Source organism: Chitinophaga cymbidii (assembly GCF_007992715.1).
Lineage (GTDB): Bacteria > Bacteroidota > Bacteroidia > Chitinophagales > Chitinophagaceae > Chitinophaga > Chitinophaga cymbidii.
This window is the reverse complement of record NZ_BKAU01000010.1, coordinates 70,267-86,583: the sequence shown is the minus strand read 5'-3', so window position 1 is coordinate 86,583 and position 16,317 is coordinate 70,267. Positions and strand designations below refer to the sequence as shown.

Genomic DNA, 16,317 nt, shown 5'->3' with positions numbered 1-16,317 from the left:
CCCGGATTTTTTTTTGATATCGGATATCGTACAAAATTCCTACGCCATCGCTCCCGCCAATCCCGCAATAAGGCCGAATACAAACATCAGCGCGTAAAAAGCAAGACAGATCAGCGTCAGTATCCCCACAAACTTGAAGCAGGATTTCAGATTCGCAAAAGACTTCGTCAACTCCTCCTGGCTGGACGACCGCAGCGCCGCCTGCATTTTACTGGCGAAGTTGTACAAATAGAGGTAAGGAAAAAAGATCAGCAGCGCCAGCAGCAGGTAGATCACCGTCAGGAAACCACCGCCCATCATGGGCATTCCGCCGCCTCCCATGGCGCTCGCATAGAACGTCATAATAGCGCCCGCAAAAAACGAAAGGATCACCATCAGGCCCGTCATAACAAAACCTACAATGGCGAGGAACTTCGCCCATTTAGCAGTTTCCGCCAGGTAACCGGAAACCTCCTGGTCTACCTGCAGATCAAATAAATTTTGGTGTTGATTTTCCATATAGCGTTATAGTTTGTCCATGAAATTATCATTTTTTGAAATATCTTGTATATGGATACTCAAAATATAATATTATTGCAGGCCATATAGCTGCATCCGCGTTCCCATGAAAAAGAGGGCTTTTATTTCCATTATGCTTTGCTTGCTGCTGCGTACCGCCCACGCACAGTCCCCCTATTACCAGTTCATCCGCACCGGCATCAACGAAGGGCTCTCCAACAGCCAGGTAAACGCCATCTTTTCGGACAGCACCGGTTTTATGTGGTTCGGCACGGCATCCGGACTGAACCGCTACGACGGTTATAACTTCCTCGTCTTCCGCCATTCCCTGCGTGACAGCACCACGCTGTCCGACAATTTCATCAGCGACATCATGGCCGGTCCCGGTGGAAAGCTCTGGATCAATACCCGCAGGGGATTTAATATATACGATCCCGTTAGTAACACCTTTTCCCGCAACATTTCCGCCGCACTGCGCCAGCTGGGCATCCCCGGCGACACCGCCTACAGGATATTCCACGACCGCAACGGCGCTTACTGGTTCCTGCAGCCGGATTCCGGGCTGTATAAAGTAGATAAGGGCACAACCCGCTACGCCCCCGGCCAGCGCATACTCGCGATGGAACAGGATAAAGACGGTCACTACTGGCTCCTGCACGCCACAGGAACGCTCGAAAAAATGGACAGACGCAGTAAACAGATCATCTACCGCCATCCTGAAAAGATCAACACCGGCGCACCTAATTGTACATTATTCGCCGATGCGGACGGCGATCTCTGGATCTCCTCCATCAGCCTTGCCAACGGCCTGTTCCATTTCAATATCAAAGCGCGCACGCTCACGCCCATCAACCAGTTCACGCCCGGCCTCGCCCTGAACAACAACATCGTCACCGGCATTACGCAGGACAATAACGGCCTCATATGGGTAGGCACCGACCACGGCGGCATCAACATCATCGACAAGAAAAAAAATACCATCCGCTATATCACCCATAACAGTGAAGATGATAAAAGCCTTAGCCAGAACAGCATCACCGCGCTTTATAAAGACAGCACCGGTATCATCTGGACGGGCACCTATAAAAAAGGCATCAACTATTACCACGAGAACATCGTGAAATTCCCGCTCTACCAGCACCAGTCCTTTTCCCCGAACAGCCTTCCTTTTGATGATGTGAACCGTTTCGTGGAAGATGAGGCAGGCAATATCTGGATCGGTACGAACGGCGGCGGGCTGATCTATTTCGACCGGAGCCGGAACACGTTCAAACAATACCTTCATGAGCCCGGCAATCCCAACAGCCTCAGCGCGAACGTGATCGTGAGCCTCTGGATCGATCATGAGAAAAAGCTCTGGATCGGTACGTACTTCGGGGGGCTGGACTGCTTCGATGGCCAGCGCTTTTCCCACTACCGCCACCATGCCGCCGATACCGCCAGCCTTGCGGACAACAACGTGTGGGAGATCATGGAAGACCGGCATCACAATCTTTGGGTAGGTACGCTGAACGGCGGGCTGGACGTGCTGGGGCCGGACCGCAAAAGCTTCACCCATCTTCCCGTCAACTCCACCTATATTTCCGCCCTGCTCGAAGACCACCAGGGCAATCTCTGGATCGGTACGGAACAGGGGCTCGACGTGCGCGACGCGCAAACCGGCCGCATGACGCATTATGGTTTTGATGCCAGCAATCCCGCCAGCCTCAGCCATAACCACGTGCTTTGCCTGTTCCAGGACAGCCGCCAGCGCATCTGGATCGGCACCCGCGAAGGTTTGAACCGCTTCGATCCCGCCACCAAAAGCTTCCGCATCTACCGCCAGGAAAACGGCCTGCCGGACAACACCGTGCTGAACATCCTTGAAGACAATGATCACACCTTATGGATGAGCACGCCCAACGGCATCTGCAACATGCGCGATACGCTGTTCAAAAACTACGACGCCTCCGACGGCCTGCAGGGCAAGGAATTCAACGAAAACGCCGCGCTGCGCACCAGCAAAGGCGAACTGATCTTCGGCGGCGGCAACGGCTTCAATCTCTTCCTGCCGCATACGATCGAGCTGAACCGGAACGTTCCGCCCGTGGTGCTCACCGACCTGCAGATATTCAATAAAAGCATTCATCCCGGCGAAAAAGTCAACGGCCGCGTGCTGCTGAACGCCGCTTTGAGCCAGACCCGCGAGATCGTGCTGAAATACCGGGAAAACGTGTTCTCCATAGAATTTTCCGCACTGAACTATTTTCACCCGGAAAAGAACCGCTACGCCTACATGCTGGAAGGCTTCAACAAGGAATGGCTGTATACGGACGGCCAGCAGCGGAAAGCCATTTTCACCAACCTGAATGCGGGCGATTATACCTTCCGCGTGAAAGCATCCAATAATGACGGTGTATGGAACGATACCGGGCTGACCCTGCGCATTAAAGTGCTGCCGCCCTTCTGGAAATCCCCGCTCGCATTCGTTTTATACGCGCTGCTGATCCTCGGCGCCCTGCTGCTCGCACGCAGGATCGTGCTGGAACGTGAACGCCTGAAATACCGGATGGCGCAGGAGCAGCAGGAAGCGGCGCGGATGCATGAGCTGGACAATATGAAGATCCGCTTCTTCACCAATATCAGCCACGAATTCCGCACGCCGCTCAGCCTCATTATCACACCGCTGGAAAAGATCGTTAAAACCGCTTCCGATGCTGGTCTGAAAAGCCAGCTCGAGCTGATACAACGGAACGCGCGCCGCCTGCTGAACCTCGTGAACCAGTTGCTGGACTTCCGGAAAATGGAAGTGCAGGAGATCCGGCTGCATCTCAATGAAGGCGACATCATCGCCTACCTGCGCGAACTCGCCTACTCCTTCTCCGACCTGTCTGAAAAGAAACACATCCGCCTGTCATTTTCCAGCCAGGTAAAGGAGCTGAAAATGCAGTACGATGCGGATAAAATAGAGAAGATCATGTTCAACCTGCTGTCCAATGCCTTCAAGTTCACGCCGGAAGACGGGCAGATATCGGTGGATGTTGCGCTGATAGAGAGCGGACTGGAAATACAGGTGAAGGATACGGGGATAGGGATACCGCTGGAGAAACAGGAACATATCTTTGAGCGGTTCTTCCAGCACGACATGCCCTCCTCCATGGTGAACCCCGGCAGCGGCATCGGGCTTTCCATTACGCGGGAGTTCGTGAAGCTGCACGGCGGCAGCATTACGGTAGACAGTGCGCCTGAAATGGGCAGCTGCTTTACGATCACCCTGCCCGTCAGCGGCGAAGCCGTTCCAGGCCTGGTACAGGAGGAGATCAAAGCCGCGCATGCCAAAACGCAGCCCGCCATCAGCGGCACAAAAGGTAAAAAACCGGTGCTGCTGCTCGTGGAAGACAATGAAGATTTCCGCTTTTACCTGAAAGATAACCTCGGCCTGTATTTCCATATCCTCGAAGCGGAGAACGGCGTCACGGGCTGGAACATCCTTGCACAGACCGTCCCCGACGTGATCGTCAGCGATGTGGCGATGCCGGAGATGGACGGGCTGGAGCTTTGCCGGAAAGTACGCAGCAACCAGCGCACGGCCCATATACCAGTCATTCTCCTGACCGCCCGCGCGGCGGAGCACGAGCAGCTGGAAGCCCTGGAGCAGGGCGCGTCGGACTACATCACGAAGCCTTTTAACTTCGAAGTGTTGCTGTCCCGCATCCGCAACACCATCGCCGGGCAGGCCAGCCTGCGAAAGAGCTATGAAAAGCATATCGAGGTACATCCCGAAGAGATCGCCATTTCTTCGGCGGATGAACAATTCATTCAACAGGCCATGCAGATCGTGGAAAAGAACATCTCCAACGCCGGTTTCTCCGTGGAGGAACTGAGCCGCGCCCTGTTCATGAGCCGCGTATCGGTCTACAAAAAGATACTCGCCCTCACCGGCAAAACACCCATCGAGTTCATCCGCACCATGCGCCTGAAACGCGCGGCGCAGCTCCTGGAAAAAAGCAAAATGACCGTAGCGGAAGTGGCTTACGAAACCGGCTTCAACAACCCCAAATACTTTACGAAGTACTTCAAAATGGAGTTCAACATGCTGCCCTCCGCCTACGCCGCCAGCAGGAAAAGCGATTCTTAACAAATCACACCCCTTAAATGAAGAAACCCATCCCATCGCTCCCGGCGGCAATGGATAATTTTGCGTACTATGTACAAAAAGGATTACAAGAAGAGCAGAAAAATGTACCTCGTGATAGAAATATGCCTGATCAGCCTGATCACACTGGCCATCATCCTTGTATTGTCACTTTGACAATTAATCACTGGTTATCTGCACGTTAGAAAAAGCACACTTAACATTTTACACCCTTCCGGGAATCATTTTCATACCCTCCGGCTGCCGGCGGTTAACATTTTGACCCCGATTCTTACACAATACCGTACCACTGCTCTCCGGGCAGGCTGTTACTTTTGTTGAAACCGAAATCGCTTTCCACGTAAGCCGGACATTGTTATGAAAACTAAGCTTCAGCAACGCGCATACTAACCGCAGCAGGAAATCGGTAAAGACGCTTAAAAGAAGATAACCACGAGATAAATGTTTTACCGGATGAAACTGATACAGATGAATATTGCCCGACTTCCACTACTATTTCTCTTTATGGCATTACCCGCTTTTGCCGGTGCCCTTACCGGTCAGGTGGAAAGGCTGGACGACGGCCTGCTGGTGCGGCTGAAACACCCCGCTCCGGGAGGCGCCCGGCAGGTGAAGCTGCAGGTGGTGACGGACAGGATCATACATGTAAGCGCCAGCGCCGAAGACACTTTTTCCACCACGCAAAGCCTGATGGTGACCGCCACCGGCCGGGAGGGTGTAAAGTGGGATGCTTCAGAGAACAGTGAAGAGGTAGTGCTCCGCACCGCCGCCCTTTCCGTAACCGTGGCGCTGAACAGCGGCCGCGTGACCTTCCGGGACAAAGCGGGCAACGTTATTTTGCAGGAGCATTCCAGGGCTTTTCGTCCCGTTACGATCGATAACAAACCTTTATACCGCATCCGGCAGCTGTTCGAATCTCCCGCCGGAGAAGCGTTCTACGGCCTCGGACAGCCGCAGACCGGCGTGATGAACTACAAGGACCAGGATGTAGACCTCACACAATACAATTCCATCGCCGCCGTGCCTTTCCTCGTTTCCAACCGCCACTACGGCATTCTGTGGGACAACTATTCCATCACCCGCTTCGGGGACGATCGTCCGCACGAGCAGCTCTCCGTTCTCACCGGCGAAGGCGGGTTGACGGCGACTTATGCAGACAGGAAAGACCAGCGCAAAATATATCTGAAACGCAACGAGCCGAAGATCGACTATGCTTTTCTGCCTGACCTGCAGCACATGCCTGCCGCTTTTCCGATGAGCAAAGGCAAAGTGACCTGGGAAGGCAACCTGGCGCCGGACCAGAGTGGCGCCTATAAATTTTATGTGACGGCTTCCGGCTATATTAAGATATGGGTGGATGGAAAACTGGTGCTGGACCGGTGGCGCGAAGGCTGGAACCCCGGCCCCTCGGTGTTCTCGCAGCATCTTGCAAAAGGAAAGAAGGTGCCGCTGAAAGTGGAATGGATACCGGAATCCTCACAGGCGTTCGTTTCCCTGAAGTGGCTCTCTCCCACGCCGGAAGCCCTGCACAATAAAATGTGCTTCAGCTCCGAAGCCGGCGAAAAGATCGACTACTATTTCATGCAGGGCGAAAATATGGATGACGTGATCAGCGGATACCGCCAGGTGACCGGCAAAGCTACGATGCTGCCCCAATGGGCGCTCGGCTTCTGGCAAAGCCGCGAACGGTACAAGACGCAGGCGGAAATATTGCAGACGGTGCAGGAATTCAGGAAACGACAAATACCGCTGGACAATATTGTGCTGGACTGGTCTTACTGGAAAGAAGACGCATGGGGCAGCCAGGAGTTTGATCCCGCGCGCTTCCCGGACCCTAAAGGCATGCTGGATCAGCTGCATGACAAGTACCATACACATTTCATGATCTCCGTATGGCCGAAATTCTATGAAGGCATTTCCACCTACAAGATGTTCGATGCAAAGAACTGGCTTTACAAACAGAACATCACAAACAAACAGCGGGACTGGATCGGGCAGGGATATATATCCACCTTCTACGATGCCTTTCAGCCGGAAGCCCGCCAGCTGTTCTGGAACATCATCGACAGAAAGCTGTTCAGCCTCGGTGTAGACGCCTGGTGGCTGGACGCCACGGAACCCGATATTCTTTCCAACGCCTCCATCGACGAGCGGAAACAGCTCATGAATCCCACTGCTGCCGGTCCCGCTGCCCAATACTTCAACACCTATTCGCTGATGAACGCCAAAGGCGTATACGAAGGCCAACGTGCCTCAAAGCCGGACCAGCGGGCCTTTATCCTGACGCGCAACGCCAATGCGGGCATCCAGCGGTACGCCGCCGCTGCCTGGAGCGGAGATATCAGCGCGCGTTTCGATGAGCTGGAACGCCAGATACCCGCCGGTCTGAACCTCAGCCTCTCCGGCATTCCCTGGTGGACGACGGACATCGGCGGATTTTTCGTGGAAGACAAATATGATCAGCCCGATCCGCAGGGCGCGGACCTCGAAGAATGGCGGGAGCTGAACGCCCGCTGGTTCCAGTACGGCGCTTTCTGCCCCCTGTTCCGTTCCCACGGCCAGTATCCTTACCGCGAAATATTCAACATCGCGCCGGAACACAGTGATGTGTACCGGTCCATGTTATACTATAGCCGTTTACGTTATAAGCTGATGCCCTATATCTATTCGCTCGCGGGCCGCACCTATCATGATGATTATACCCTCATGCGCGCCCTTCCGATGGACTTCCCGGCAGACACGGCCGTGCTGCGCATCAGCGACCAGTTCATGTTCGGGCCGGCGCTCCTGGTGAACCCGGTATACCATTACAAGGCACGTCACCGCTCCGTTTATCTGCCCGCAACCGCCGGCTGGTACGATTTCTATACCGGCCAATACTACAAAGGCGGGCAACACATCACCGCGGACGCACCGCTGCAACGGATGCCGCTGTATGTGAAAGCGGGCTCCATCCTGCCCTTTGGCCCGGATATCCAGTACACCGGCGAAAAGCCCGCGGATACGATCGTGCTGCGCGTGTACACCGGCGGGGACGCTTCATTCCGGTTGTATGAAGATGAGGGTCTGAATTATGGTTATGAAAAAGGACGGTTCAGCAATATTCCCGTCCGCTGGAACGAATCAGCCGGTACGCTGACCATCGGCGCGCGGGAAGGGAGTTTTCCGGGGATGTTGCGGCAGCGGTATTTCAGGGTGATATACATTCATCCCGGCAGTGCTAAAGAAGCAGATGGAGGATTGATAACGTATAACGGTGAAGAGCAAACGAATAAAGCCGGCGATTGGAAATAGGGCCGGCAAAAGCAAACATCTTTGATACGATCAGTATACCAGACATTGAAATACAGTGAACAATGAAAATCAGGGTTGAAATACAGTGAACAATTTTTTATATCATGGACTAGGATAAGGAGTTGAAAACAGTGAACTCTTTTAATGACTAAACGTAAAACCAGAATTTCCCAAACCACGTTGCTTACAAATTCGCTAACAATGAAACGACTGTACAACAATTTATGCCTGCTGCTGGCCGCGCTGGCGCTGCCGCTCACCATAACGGCGGCCGGCCTGCACCGGCAGCCCGTTACCGGTAAAGTGCTGGACGCGGGCGACAACACGCCCCTGCCCGGCGTATCCGTTCAGGTGAAAGGCACTACCCGTGGCACCGCCACCCTGTCCGACGGCTCTTTCAGCCTGGACGCCGCCGCCACCGACATCCTCGTGGTATCGCTGATGGGCTACTCCCGCCAGGAAGTGCCGGTAAACGGCCAATCGAATATCATCATCCACCTGCAATCCGCCGCCACCGGGCTCAACGAGCTGGTGGTAGTAGGTTACGGCACGCAGAAAAAGAAGCTGCTCACCGGCGCCACCGTGCAGGTAAGCAGCGGCGACCTGGTGAGGAACCACACCCTCGGCGTGGAACAGGCGCTGCAGGGACAGGCCGCCGGTGTGCAGATCACCTCCAACTCCGGCCAGCCCGGCGACGCCATGAAATTCAATATCCGCGGCATCGGCACCAACGGTAACTCACAGCCGCTGTTCATTGTAGACGGCTTCCCCACAGAAGATATATCCTTTCTGAACCCGGCGGACATCGCGACGATAGACATCCTGAAAGACGCCGCTTCCACAGCGATCTACGGGACGCGCGCCGCCAATGGCCTCGTGATGATCACCACCAAAAAAGGCAACAGCGGCGGCATGCGCGTTACGCTGGACGCCTCCTACGGCTGGCAGAACCCGGCAAAGAAGCTGGACCTGCTGACCGGGGAACAATATGGCAGGATCATCAACGAAGCAGCCATCAACTCCGGCAAAGCGCCCTACTATACGCTGGAGCAAATTCAACAGCTCGGCAGGGGCACGGACTGGCAGGAGGCCGTCACCAATCATGACGCGCCGATACAGAACTACAGCCTCGGGCTTTCCGGCGGCAACAACACCTCTATCTTCGCGTCCTCCCTCTCCTACCAGGCGCAGGACGGCGTCATCGGCGTAAGAGGCAATTCAAAATTCTCCCGCATCACCTTCCGCCTGAACTCCGAGCACCGCCTGTACAAAGACATCTTCAAGCTGGGGCAGAACCTCACCTATTCCCGCGCGGAACAAAGCGGCATCGGCACCGGCAATATCTATGATAACTCCATCCGCGGATTACTGAACACCAGTCCCACTTTCCCGGTATACGACTCCGCCGGCAACTACGGAAAATCTTCATTGAGCGCCGAAGAAGTGAACCCGGTGGGCATCATGGACTATACCAACAACAACAAGCGCATCACCGACCGCATTCTCGGCAACCTGTACCTGGAAGCCAACATCTTCAAATATTTCCGCTTCCGGACAGACATCGGCATAGACCTTTCCTTCAATTCCGATAATGCCTTCACGCCTGTTTACGAGCTGGCCACCAACAACACCAATCCCAATTCATTCGCCACCATGGGCGCATACAGGAACTTCACCTGGAACTGGGAAAACACGCTCACCTACCAGCAGACCTTCGGCAAGCACGATGTAACCGTGCTGGCAGGCACCACCGCAAAGAAATTCAACGGCTTTACGGTCAGCGGCAGAAAGGAAGACCTGATCATTTCGGATTTTGAACATGCCATCATCGATAACGGTACGAACGACCTTACGCAAAAAACATACGGTTCCCGCTCTGTGCACATCCTGCAATCCTATTTCGGAAGGGTGAATTACAGCTTTGACGATAAATACATTCTCTCCGCTACCCTGCGGCGGGACGGCTCCACCCGCTTCGGGTCCAACAACCGCTACGGCACCTTCCCGGCGTTCTCCGCGGGATGGATCGTCACAAATGAGGACTTTGCGAAGCTGGGCTGGCTGGACCATTTCAAGATCCGCGGCGGATGGGGGCAAAACGGGAATGACCGCATCGGTGATTTCGCGTACCTCGCCACCGTCAGCTCCGCCTGGCGCTCCTACTATTTCGGCAACGGCGCCAACCCCGCCATTCCCAAATCCGTAGGTTCCTCGCCGGACAAAATACCGAACCCCGACCTGCGCTGGGAAGCCTCCCAGCAAACAGACATCGGCTTCGACGCTACCCTCTTCAAAAGCCTCAACATCACCTTCGACTGGTACAACAAAACCACGAAAGACTGGCTGGTGGCCCCTCCCATTCCGGATATCGTAGGTACCGGCTCGCCCTACATCAACGGCGGCAAGATCGTGAATAAGGGCATAGAGCTGGCCCTCAACTACACCCGCAAATTCGGGGAGCTGACCATCGGTCTGGGTGGTAATATCTCTTTCAACAGGAATACCGTGCTCGAAGTACCCAACCAGGACGGCATTCTGCACCCGGAATACAACAACGTGCTGTCTTCCAACATGGATGAATATTACCTGGCGCAGACCGGTTTCCCCATCGGGTATTTCTTCGGCCTTAAGACCGCCGGTATCTTCCAGAACCAGCAGGAGATCGAAAGCTACCGCTCCAAGAACGGTACGCAGATACAGCCCAGCGCCAGGCCCGGTGATGTGCGTTTTGTTGATCTGAATGATGATGGCGTGATAGACCGTAACGACAAAACAATGGTCGGCAATCCCAATCCGCAGCAGACCTACGGTATCAACCTCACGGCGGACTGGCGGGGATTTGACCTGGCCGTGCTGCTGACCGGCGTAGGCGGCAACCAGGTGGTGGACGGCACCCGTTCATACGACCGCTTCTATAACAACTACACCACGGCGGTATTTGACAGGTGGACCGGTGAAGGCACTTCCAACCGCCTGCCCCGCGTAACGCTCGGCGACGAGCCGAACGGCAACTGGAGCAAGTTTTCGGACCTGTACGTGCACAACGGCTCCTTCATGCGCGTCAAGAGCATCAATTTCGGGTACGATTTTAAAAAGACGATCGGAAAGAAACTGCCGGTACAACAGCTACGGTTATACGTATCCGGTCTGAACCTGTATACGTTTACCCATTACCGTGGGCTTGATCCTGAAGTAGGTTTCGGCATCGATCCCTGGTCTTCCGGCACGGACCTGGGCTACTATCCGCAACCGAGGACCGTATTGGTGGGCCTTAATGTTAAATTCTAATGCTATCGTTATGCAAAAAATATTCACAGCCATCATGATAATAGGTCTGGCCAGCTCCTGCGGAAAAGGATTCCTGGAAGTCAGTCCGATTGACCAGAAAACCGTAGAGGATTTCTACAAAACGCCGCAGGACGCCATGGAAGCGCTGGTGGCCGCTTACAGCGTACTCAACCAGGACGGCTACGGCAACATCCTGCTCACCACCGAAATAGCATCGGACAACTGCTTTGGCGGTGGCGGTAATGGCGACGGCGGCATGCGGCAGTGGGACCGTTTTGAAAACTACAACGACCACAATTCCGCTGCCTGGAAGAAATACTACGTGGGCATCTACCGCGCCAACGTGTTCCTGCAGCAGATCGACAACGTAGATTTCGGTAATGACGCGGACACGAAGAAGCGGCTTATTGCGGAAGCGCATTTCCTGCGCGCTTATTATTATTTCGATCTTGTGCGGATGTTCGGTAATGTGCCGCTGATCACCGAACCGCTGGAGCCGGGCAACTACAACGTCCCGCAGGCCAACCCGGAAGAGGTATACAAGCTCATCGCGGAGGACCTCAAGCTAGCCGCAAACGATCTGTCTGACAGAAAATATGCGGACATCCCGCCCGCGGAACAGGGCCGCGCCACCCGCTGGGCCGCCAAGGCGCTGCTCGGCCGCGTATTCCTCTACTACACCGGCTACTATAACAAACCAGATATTGCCGGTGTGTTCACCAAAGCGGACGCCATCGCCGCTATTGACGATGTGATCAACAACAGCGGTCACAGCCTTGTGGAAAAGTACTTCAACCTCTGGCGGGCCTCCGCGGAGGCAGGCGGCTACGCCGGGCAAAATAACCAGGAGGCGGTATTCGCCATTCAATACACTTACCAGGGCCTGAAGAACTGGGACCAGAACAACGGCAACCGCATACAGGTGATGATCGGCATCCGCAGCCAGGTGCTGCTGCCTTACTACAAGGGATGGGGCGCCGCCACGGTGAACCCGAAGCTCTGGGATGCATACCAGGCCGGGGATACCCGCAAATCCGCCACCATCATCTCCATCCAGGATGAAGGGCTCGCCGGCTCCTACGTTGTAGGCGACCAGTATCAGTACACCGGTTACTTCATCAAAAAGAACACGCCGCTGAACGACAAGAAACCCGAAGACCTCGGCGGCGATTTCCAGATCGATAATTACGACAACGATGTGGTGATCCGTTTTGCGGACGTGCTGCTTATGGGCGCGGAGCTGAACCTCGGCACAGACGCCGGTAAAGCACAGGGCTATTACGACCGCGTGCGTGACCGCGCATTCGGCGATCAGCTGCACCGCAAAACACTGACGGCGGGCGCCGCCGGGCTGCAACTGATCATGGACGAACGCCGGTTTGAGCTGGCGCTGGAAGGGCACCGCTACTGGGACCTGCTGCGCCAGGGCATGACCGTTGCAAAGGCCGCGCTGGACAATACCTCCACCAACCCGGTATTCAACGTCGCCTTCCGCACAGAAACGCAGGGTCTGTTCGCTATCCCGCAAACGCAGATCGGCCTGTCCAACGGAAGCCTCACACAAAACGATGGCTGGAATTAACCGCTTAAAACGATTGTCATGCAAAAACTATCAATATACCTTCCGCTCTTCCTGCTCCTGTTCGCCGCTGCCTGCGATCCGAAGGAAGACCGCATTGAACCGGAAGCGCCCATCGCTGTTTCCGCACTGAAATTCACCGTCACCCAAACACCGGGATACGATAACGAGATCACGATGGAAAGCTTCACGCCCGGCGTCATTCCCTTCTGGGATTACGGCTTCGGCATATCCAGCGAAACAAAGGCCACTACCATCATCCCCTTCGCAGGTGAATTTGTGATCAAATACTATGCTTACTCCAAAGGCGGTCCTGTTGTGGATTCCACCACGGTGCAAGTGTCCGCCAACGATCCGAATTACTTTTCCGATCCGATGTGGAACCTGCTCACCAACGACATTGCGGGAAAAACATGGGTATGGGCGCCGGACAATCCCCATCAGTGCATGACCGGCGGCGGTAACTTCGACGATGTGGGGCCGGGATGGTGGAAAGATGCGCTGGACATGAACGCCATCAACGATAAAATGACCTTTGATCTGAACGGCTCCTATAACTTTTCGCTGATCACGCCATCCAAAACGGCGCCCGGCAAATTCAAGCTGGACGTGGAACGCAAGAAGCTGACCATCATCGGCAGCGACATCAGCAAGGGCCAGAACTGGGAATACGATATCATCACGCTGAATGAAAACGAGCTGGTGCTCGCCGCCACGCACATCGAAAGCTGGGGCGGCTTCCGGAACTTTTACTTCTTCAAGCGGGAGGGATTTAACTACTGATTTGCTTACATGGTGTATACATGCCGGTGGGACGCTAGTCCTGCCGGCTCTCTATTATCTTCAGCGCCTTCCGCATATCAATCCCCTTGCCCAGCACCGGCTTGAAGATATCCCCGGTTTCCCGGATGCGCGCCACGGCATTCGCGATCGTAAAATCCTTTATCTGCAATCCCTTCTTCACTTCCTCCCAATGTAACGGCATGGACACGGGCGCACCCGGTTTCGGACGCAGCGAATACGGCGCGGCCAGCGTGGCCTTTGGCCGGTTCTGCAAGTAATCAACATACAGCTTCCCTTTCCGGTTCCGCGTCAGGCGTTCGATGCTGGTGAAGGAAGGCAATTCGTGATGCAGCTGTGTGGCGATCCATTTGCCGAAGAGCTGGCATTCATCATACGTATATTTTGCGTTGAGCGGAATGTAGATGTGGATGCCGGTGGAGCCGGAAGTCTTGGCATAACCCTTCACGCCGATGCTGTCCAGCACATCTTTCGTGACCTGCGCCGCGCGGATCACCTGCTCGAACGTATTCTTCTCCGTGGGATCGAGATCAATGAGGCACCAGTCCGGGTACTCCGGCTTGGTGATCCGGCTGTTCCAGGGATTCATCTCTATACTGCCGAGGTTCGCCATGAACAGCAGGCTGGCTTCGTCTTCCACCACCAGGAAGTTCTTGTCTTCCCCCTCGCTGGTATGGTACGGGAACATCGCCACCCAGTCCGGCGCCTTGCCCGTTACGTCTTTCTGATAAAAGCTTTTACCGCGGATGCCGTTCGGGTAGCGGTTCATGGACTGCGGGCGGTCTTTCAGATACGGCAGGATGTACGGCGCCACCTGGTAGTAATAATTCAGCATGTCCCGCTTCGTGTAGCCTTCACCGGGCCAGAATATTTTATCGAGGTTATTGAATTTCATTTCGTGGCCGCTGACCTTTCGTACCTGTGTTTTTTCGGAAGGATTGAGCAGGGTTTTGCGGCCGTCTTTGGCGGGGGATTTCAGCAAGGTATGCTTCACCGCTTCTTTCACCGGCACCGGCACTTCGCGTGTGACCTCGGTGGCCGCTTTGTCCGTACGCATGCCTTCAAAGGACGGATGCCGCATAACGCCGTCGCTGGTCACTTCCGCGTAGCTTACTTCGCATACCAGTTCCGGTTTGAGCCAGGTGGCGGAAGCTTTGGGCGGATTGGGGCGGAAGCGGGAAGGTTTGTTGACATCGGGCGTTTCGGAGAAGGCGGTGCGTTTGCGGATGAGGGGTTTGAACTGTTTCATGAGCTGCTGCTGCAATTGCAGGGAAAAGCCCGTTCCGATCTTGCCGGTATAATGAAATTCTCCGTCTTCAAAAACCCCTACCAGCAGGGAACTAAAAGGCTTCGAAGAACCCTCGTTCCGTGTAAACCCGCCGATCACCACCTCATGCCGCTTGTTGATCTTGATCTTCAGCCAGTCCCGCGTACGTTCCCCGGAACGATACAGGCTGTCCGCCTTCTTCGCAATGATCCCTTCCAGCCCCATCTTTGCGGCCGCTTCCATGAACTCCGTAGCGGACGCATCAAAATGCTCGCTCAACCGGATAATGCCTTCCTTCTTCGGCATGAGCTGTTGCAGCAGCTTCCGGCGCTCCGTCAGCGGCAGGTCCATGGTAGCATGCCCGTTCAGCCATAAAAGATCAAATACATAATAGATCAGCGCGCCATCGGCCTCGCTCCGCCATCCCTGCAATGCGCTGAAATCAGACAGGCCGTCATCGTTCAATACCACGATCTCCCCATCTACCACCGCATTTATATTCCATGCGCTGACCGCTTCAAAGACCGGGTAAAATTTGTCGTTGAACGACTTGCGGTTGCGGGAAACAAGGTTGGCCGTTTTTCCGTTCATCACGGCGACGGCGCGGTAACCGTCCCACTTGATCTCGTACAGCCATCCCGGTTCATCAAACGGTTTGTCCACCAGCGTGGCGAGCATGGGTGGAATGAAAACCGGTGTGCTTTTCGTCTTTTGTTTTACAGGCATCTAGTTTTATTGCTGAAGAGATGCGGAGATCCGTTGCGCATGTTCAAGGTGCATGCGGATCTTCGGTAAATATTTGGATGCATACGCCCTTACAGAGCCCACCTTGCTGCTGTCAGCCGCAAACTGGAACAGTGCAACGGCATGCTCGTGATCTTTGATCTGGCCGCGTATATAAGCCGTATCAAAGCTGTAACCTGTCAATAACAATAATTGCGCCTTAATGGCCAGGTGCGCCGAATCCGGCGAAAGCGGAATGTTCACGTTCCAGTTATTCGCCAATGCGATCAAATCTGCCTGCGAAGCCTGGTGGTCCGTCAGCATCATGTCCGCAAACACATCGATGGAATCGTTGGTGGATATGGAATCCGCCAGCGCGGCCAGCTCCACTTCATTATAGTTGCCGTAGGACGCGCCCACCATAAATGCCTCGTCCTGTTCAGATAACGGCGGCGTTGGCACGTCATCGTTATTATTATCGCAGGCGGTAAAAAAGACTACATTCCCCAGCAGCCCCATTAACAAGATCAAACTTCGCGTTTTCATACACAAGATTTTAAATGAACAACAATACACGGCTCTACTCCGCGGTAATACGGGGGCAAAGGGCACGCCCTGTTTAAGGCTGATGGTTCAAGCGGCTGGCCGGCAGCCATTTACAGGGCTTCAGCGGCGAATGGCGGTTAACAGCTATATGTGGACGTAGGTCTGCATTACGTGGAGCGCCCGTCA

8 protein-coding genes are annotated in these 16,317 nt (G+C 54.7%); 5 read left to right on the top strand and 3 right to left on the bottom strand.

Annotated features, from left to right (window positions below; all coding sequences use genetic code 11):
* Positions 1-39: 39 nt before the first annotated feature.
* Positions 40-498, bottom strand: a complete 459-nt coding sequence (locus CCY01nite_RS26390; protein WP_146867573.1) for a DUF5362 family protein — start codon at positions 496-498, stop codon at positions 40-42.
* Positions 499-631: 133 nt separating this feature from the next.
* Here CCY01nite_RS26390 and CCY01nite_RS26385 point away from each other — a divergent pair, with 133 nt between their 5' ends.
* From CCY01nite_RS26385 to CCY01nite_RS26365, 5 genes are all read left to right on the top strand, one after another.
* Positions 632-4,615, top strand: coding sequence for a hybrid sensor histidine kinase/response regulator transcription factor (locus CCY01nite_RS26385; protein ID WP_222614508.1), 3,984 nt, complete (start codon positions 632-634; stop codon positions 4,613-4,615).
* 522 nt (positions 4,616-5,137) lie between these two features.
* Positions 5,138-7,927, top strand: coding sequence for a TIM-barrel domain-containing protein (locus tag CCY01nite_RS26380; protein ID WP_246130062.1), 2,790 nt, complete (start codon positions 5,138-5,140; stop codon positions 7,925-7,927).
* A gap of 201 nt (positions 7,928-8,128) precedes the next feature.
* Positions 8,129-11,215, top strand: coding sequence for a SusC/RagA family TonB-linked outer membrane protein (locus CCY01nite_RS26375; protein WP_186831287.1), 3,087 nt, complete (start codon positions 8,129-8,131; stop codon positions 11,213-11,215).
* Between the two features lie 10 nt (positions 11,216-11,225).
* A complete protein-coding gene (locus CCY01nite_RS26370) occupies positions 11,226-12,797 on the top strand; it encodes a RagB/SusD family nutrient uptake outer membrane protein (protein ID WP_186831286.1) in 1,572 nt (523 codons plus the stop codon).
* An 18-nt stretch (positions 12,798-12,815) separates the two neighbouring features.
* Positions 12,816-13,577 carry a hypothetical protein gene (locus CCY01nite_RS26365; RefSeq protein WP_146867568.1) on the top strand — a complete coding sequence of 254 codons (762 nt, stop codon included), beginning with the start codon at positions 12,816-12,818 and terminating at the stop codon, positions 13,575-13,577.
* A gap of 34 nt (positions 13,578-13,611) precedes the next feature.
* On the opposite strand, the gene ligD is transcribed toward CCY01nite_RS26365, so the two are convergent.
* Both ligD and CCY01nite_RS26355 read right to left on the bottom strand, forming a co-directional pair.
* On the bottom strand, positions 13,612-15,588 hold the full coding sequence (gene ligD / locus CCY01nite_RS26360) for a DNA ligase D (RefSeq protein WP_246130061.1): 1,977 nt from the start codon (positions 15,586-15,588) through the stop codon (positions 13,612-13,614).
* Between the two features lie 6 nt (positions 15,589-15,594).
* Positions 15,595-16,131 carry a DUF4142 domain-containing protein gene (locus tag CCY01nite_RS26355; RefSeq protein WP_146867567.1) on the bottom strand — a complete coding sequence of 179 codons (537 nt, stop codon included), beginning with the start codon at positions 16,129-16,131 and terminating at the stop codon, positions 15,595-15,597.
* Positions 16,132-16,317: the final 186 nt, after the last annotated feature.

What these genes read in the sequence shown, in the direction of transcription:
- CCY01nite_RS26365 (WP_146867568.1), top strand. Translation starts at nt 12,816, where the DNA reads ATGCAAAAACTATCAATATACCTTCCGCTCTTCCTGCTCCTGTTCGCC.
- CCY01nite_RS26385 (WP_222614508.1), top strand. Translation starts at nt 632, where the DNA reads ATGCTTTGCTTGCTGCTGCGTACCGCCCACGCACAGTCCCCCTATTAC.
- CCY01nite_RS26380 (WP_246130062.1), top strand. Translation starts at nt 5,138, where the DNA reads ATGGCATTACCCGCTTTTGCCGGTGCCCTTACCGGTCAGGTGGAAAGG.
- CCY01nite_RS26355 (WP_146867567.1), bottom strand. Translation starts at nt 16,131, where the DNA reads ATGAAAACGCGAAGTTTGATCTTGTTAATGGGGCTGCTGGGGAATGTA.
- ligD (WP_246130061.1), bottom strand. Translation starts at nt 15,588, where the DNA reads ATGCCTGTAAAACAAAAGACGAAAAGCACACCGGTTTTCATTCCACCC.
- CCY01nite_RS26370 (WP_186831286.1), top strand. Translation starts at nt 11,226, where the DNA reads ATGCAAAAAATATTCACAGCCATCATGATAATAGGTCTGGCCAGCTCC.
- CCY01nite_RS26375 (WP_186831287.1), top strand. Translation starts at nt 8,129, where the DNA reads ATGAAACGACTGTACAACAATTTATGCCTGCTGCTGGCCGCGCTGGCG.
- CCY01nite_RS26390 (WP_146867573.1), bottom strand. Translation starts at nt 498, where the DNA reads ATGGAAAATCAACACCAAAATTTATTTGATCTGCAGGTAGACCAGGAG.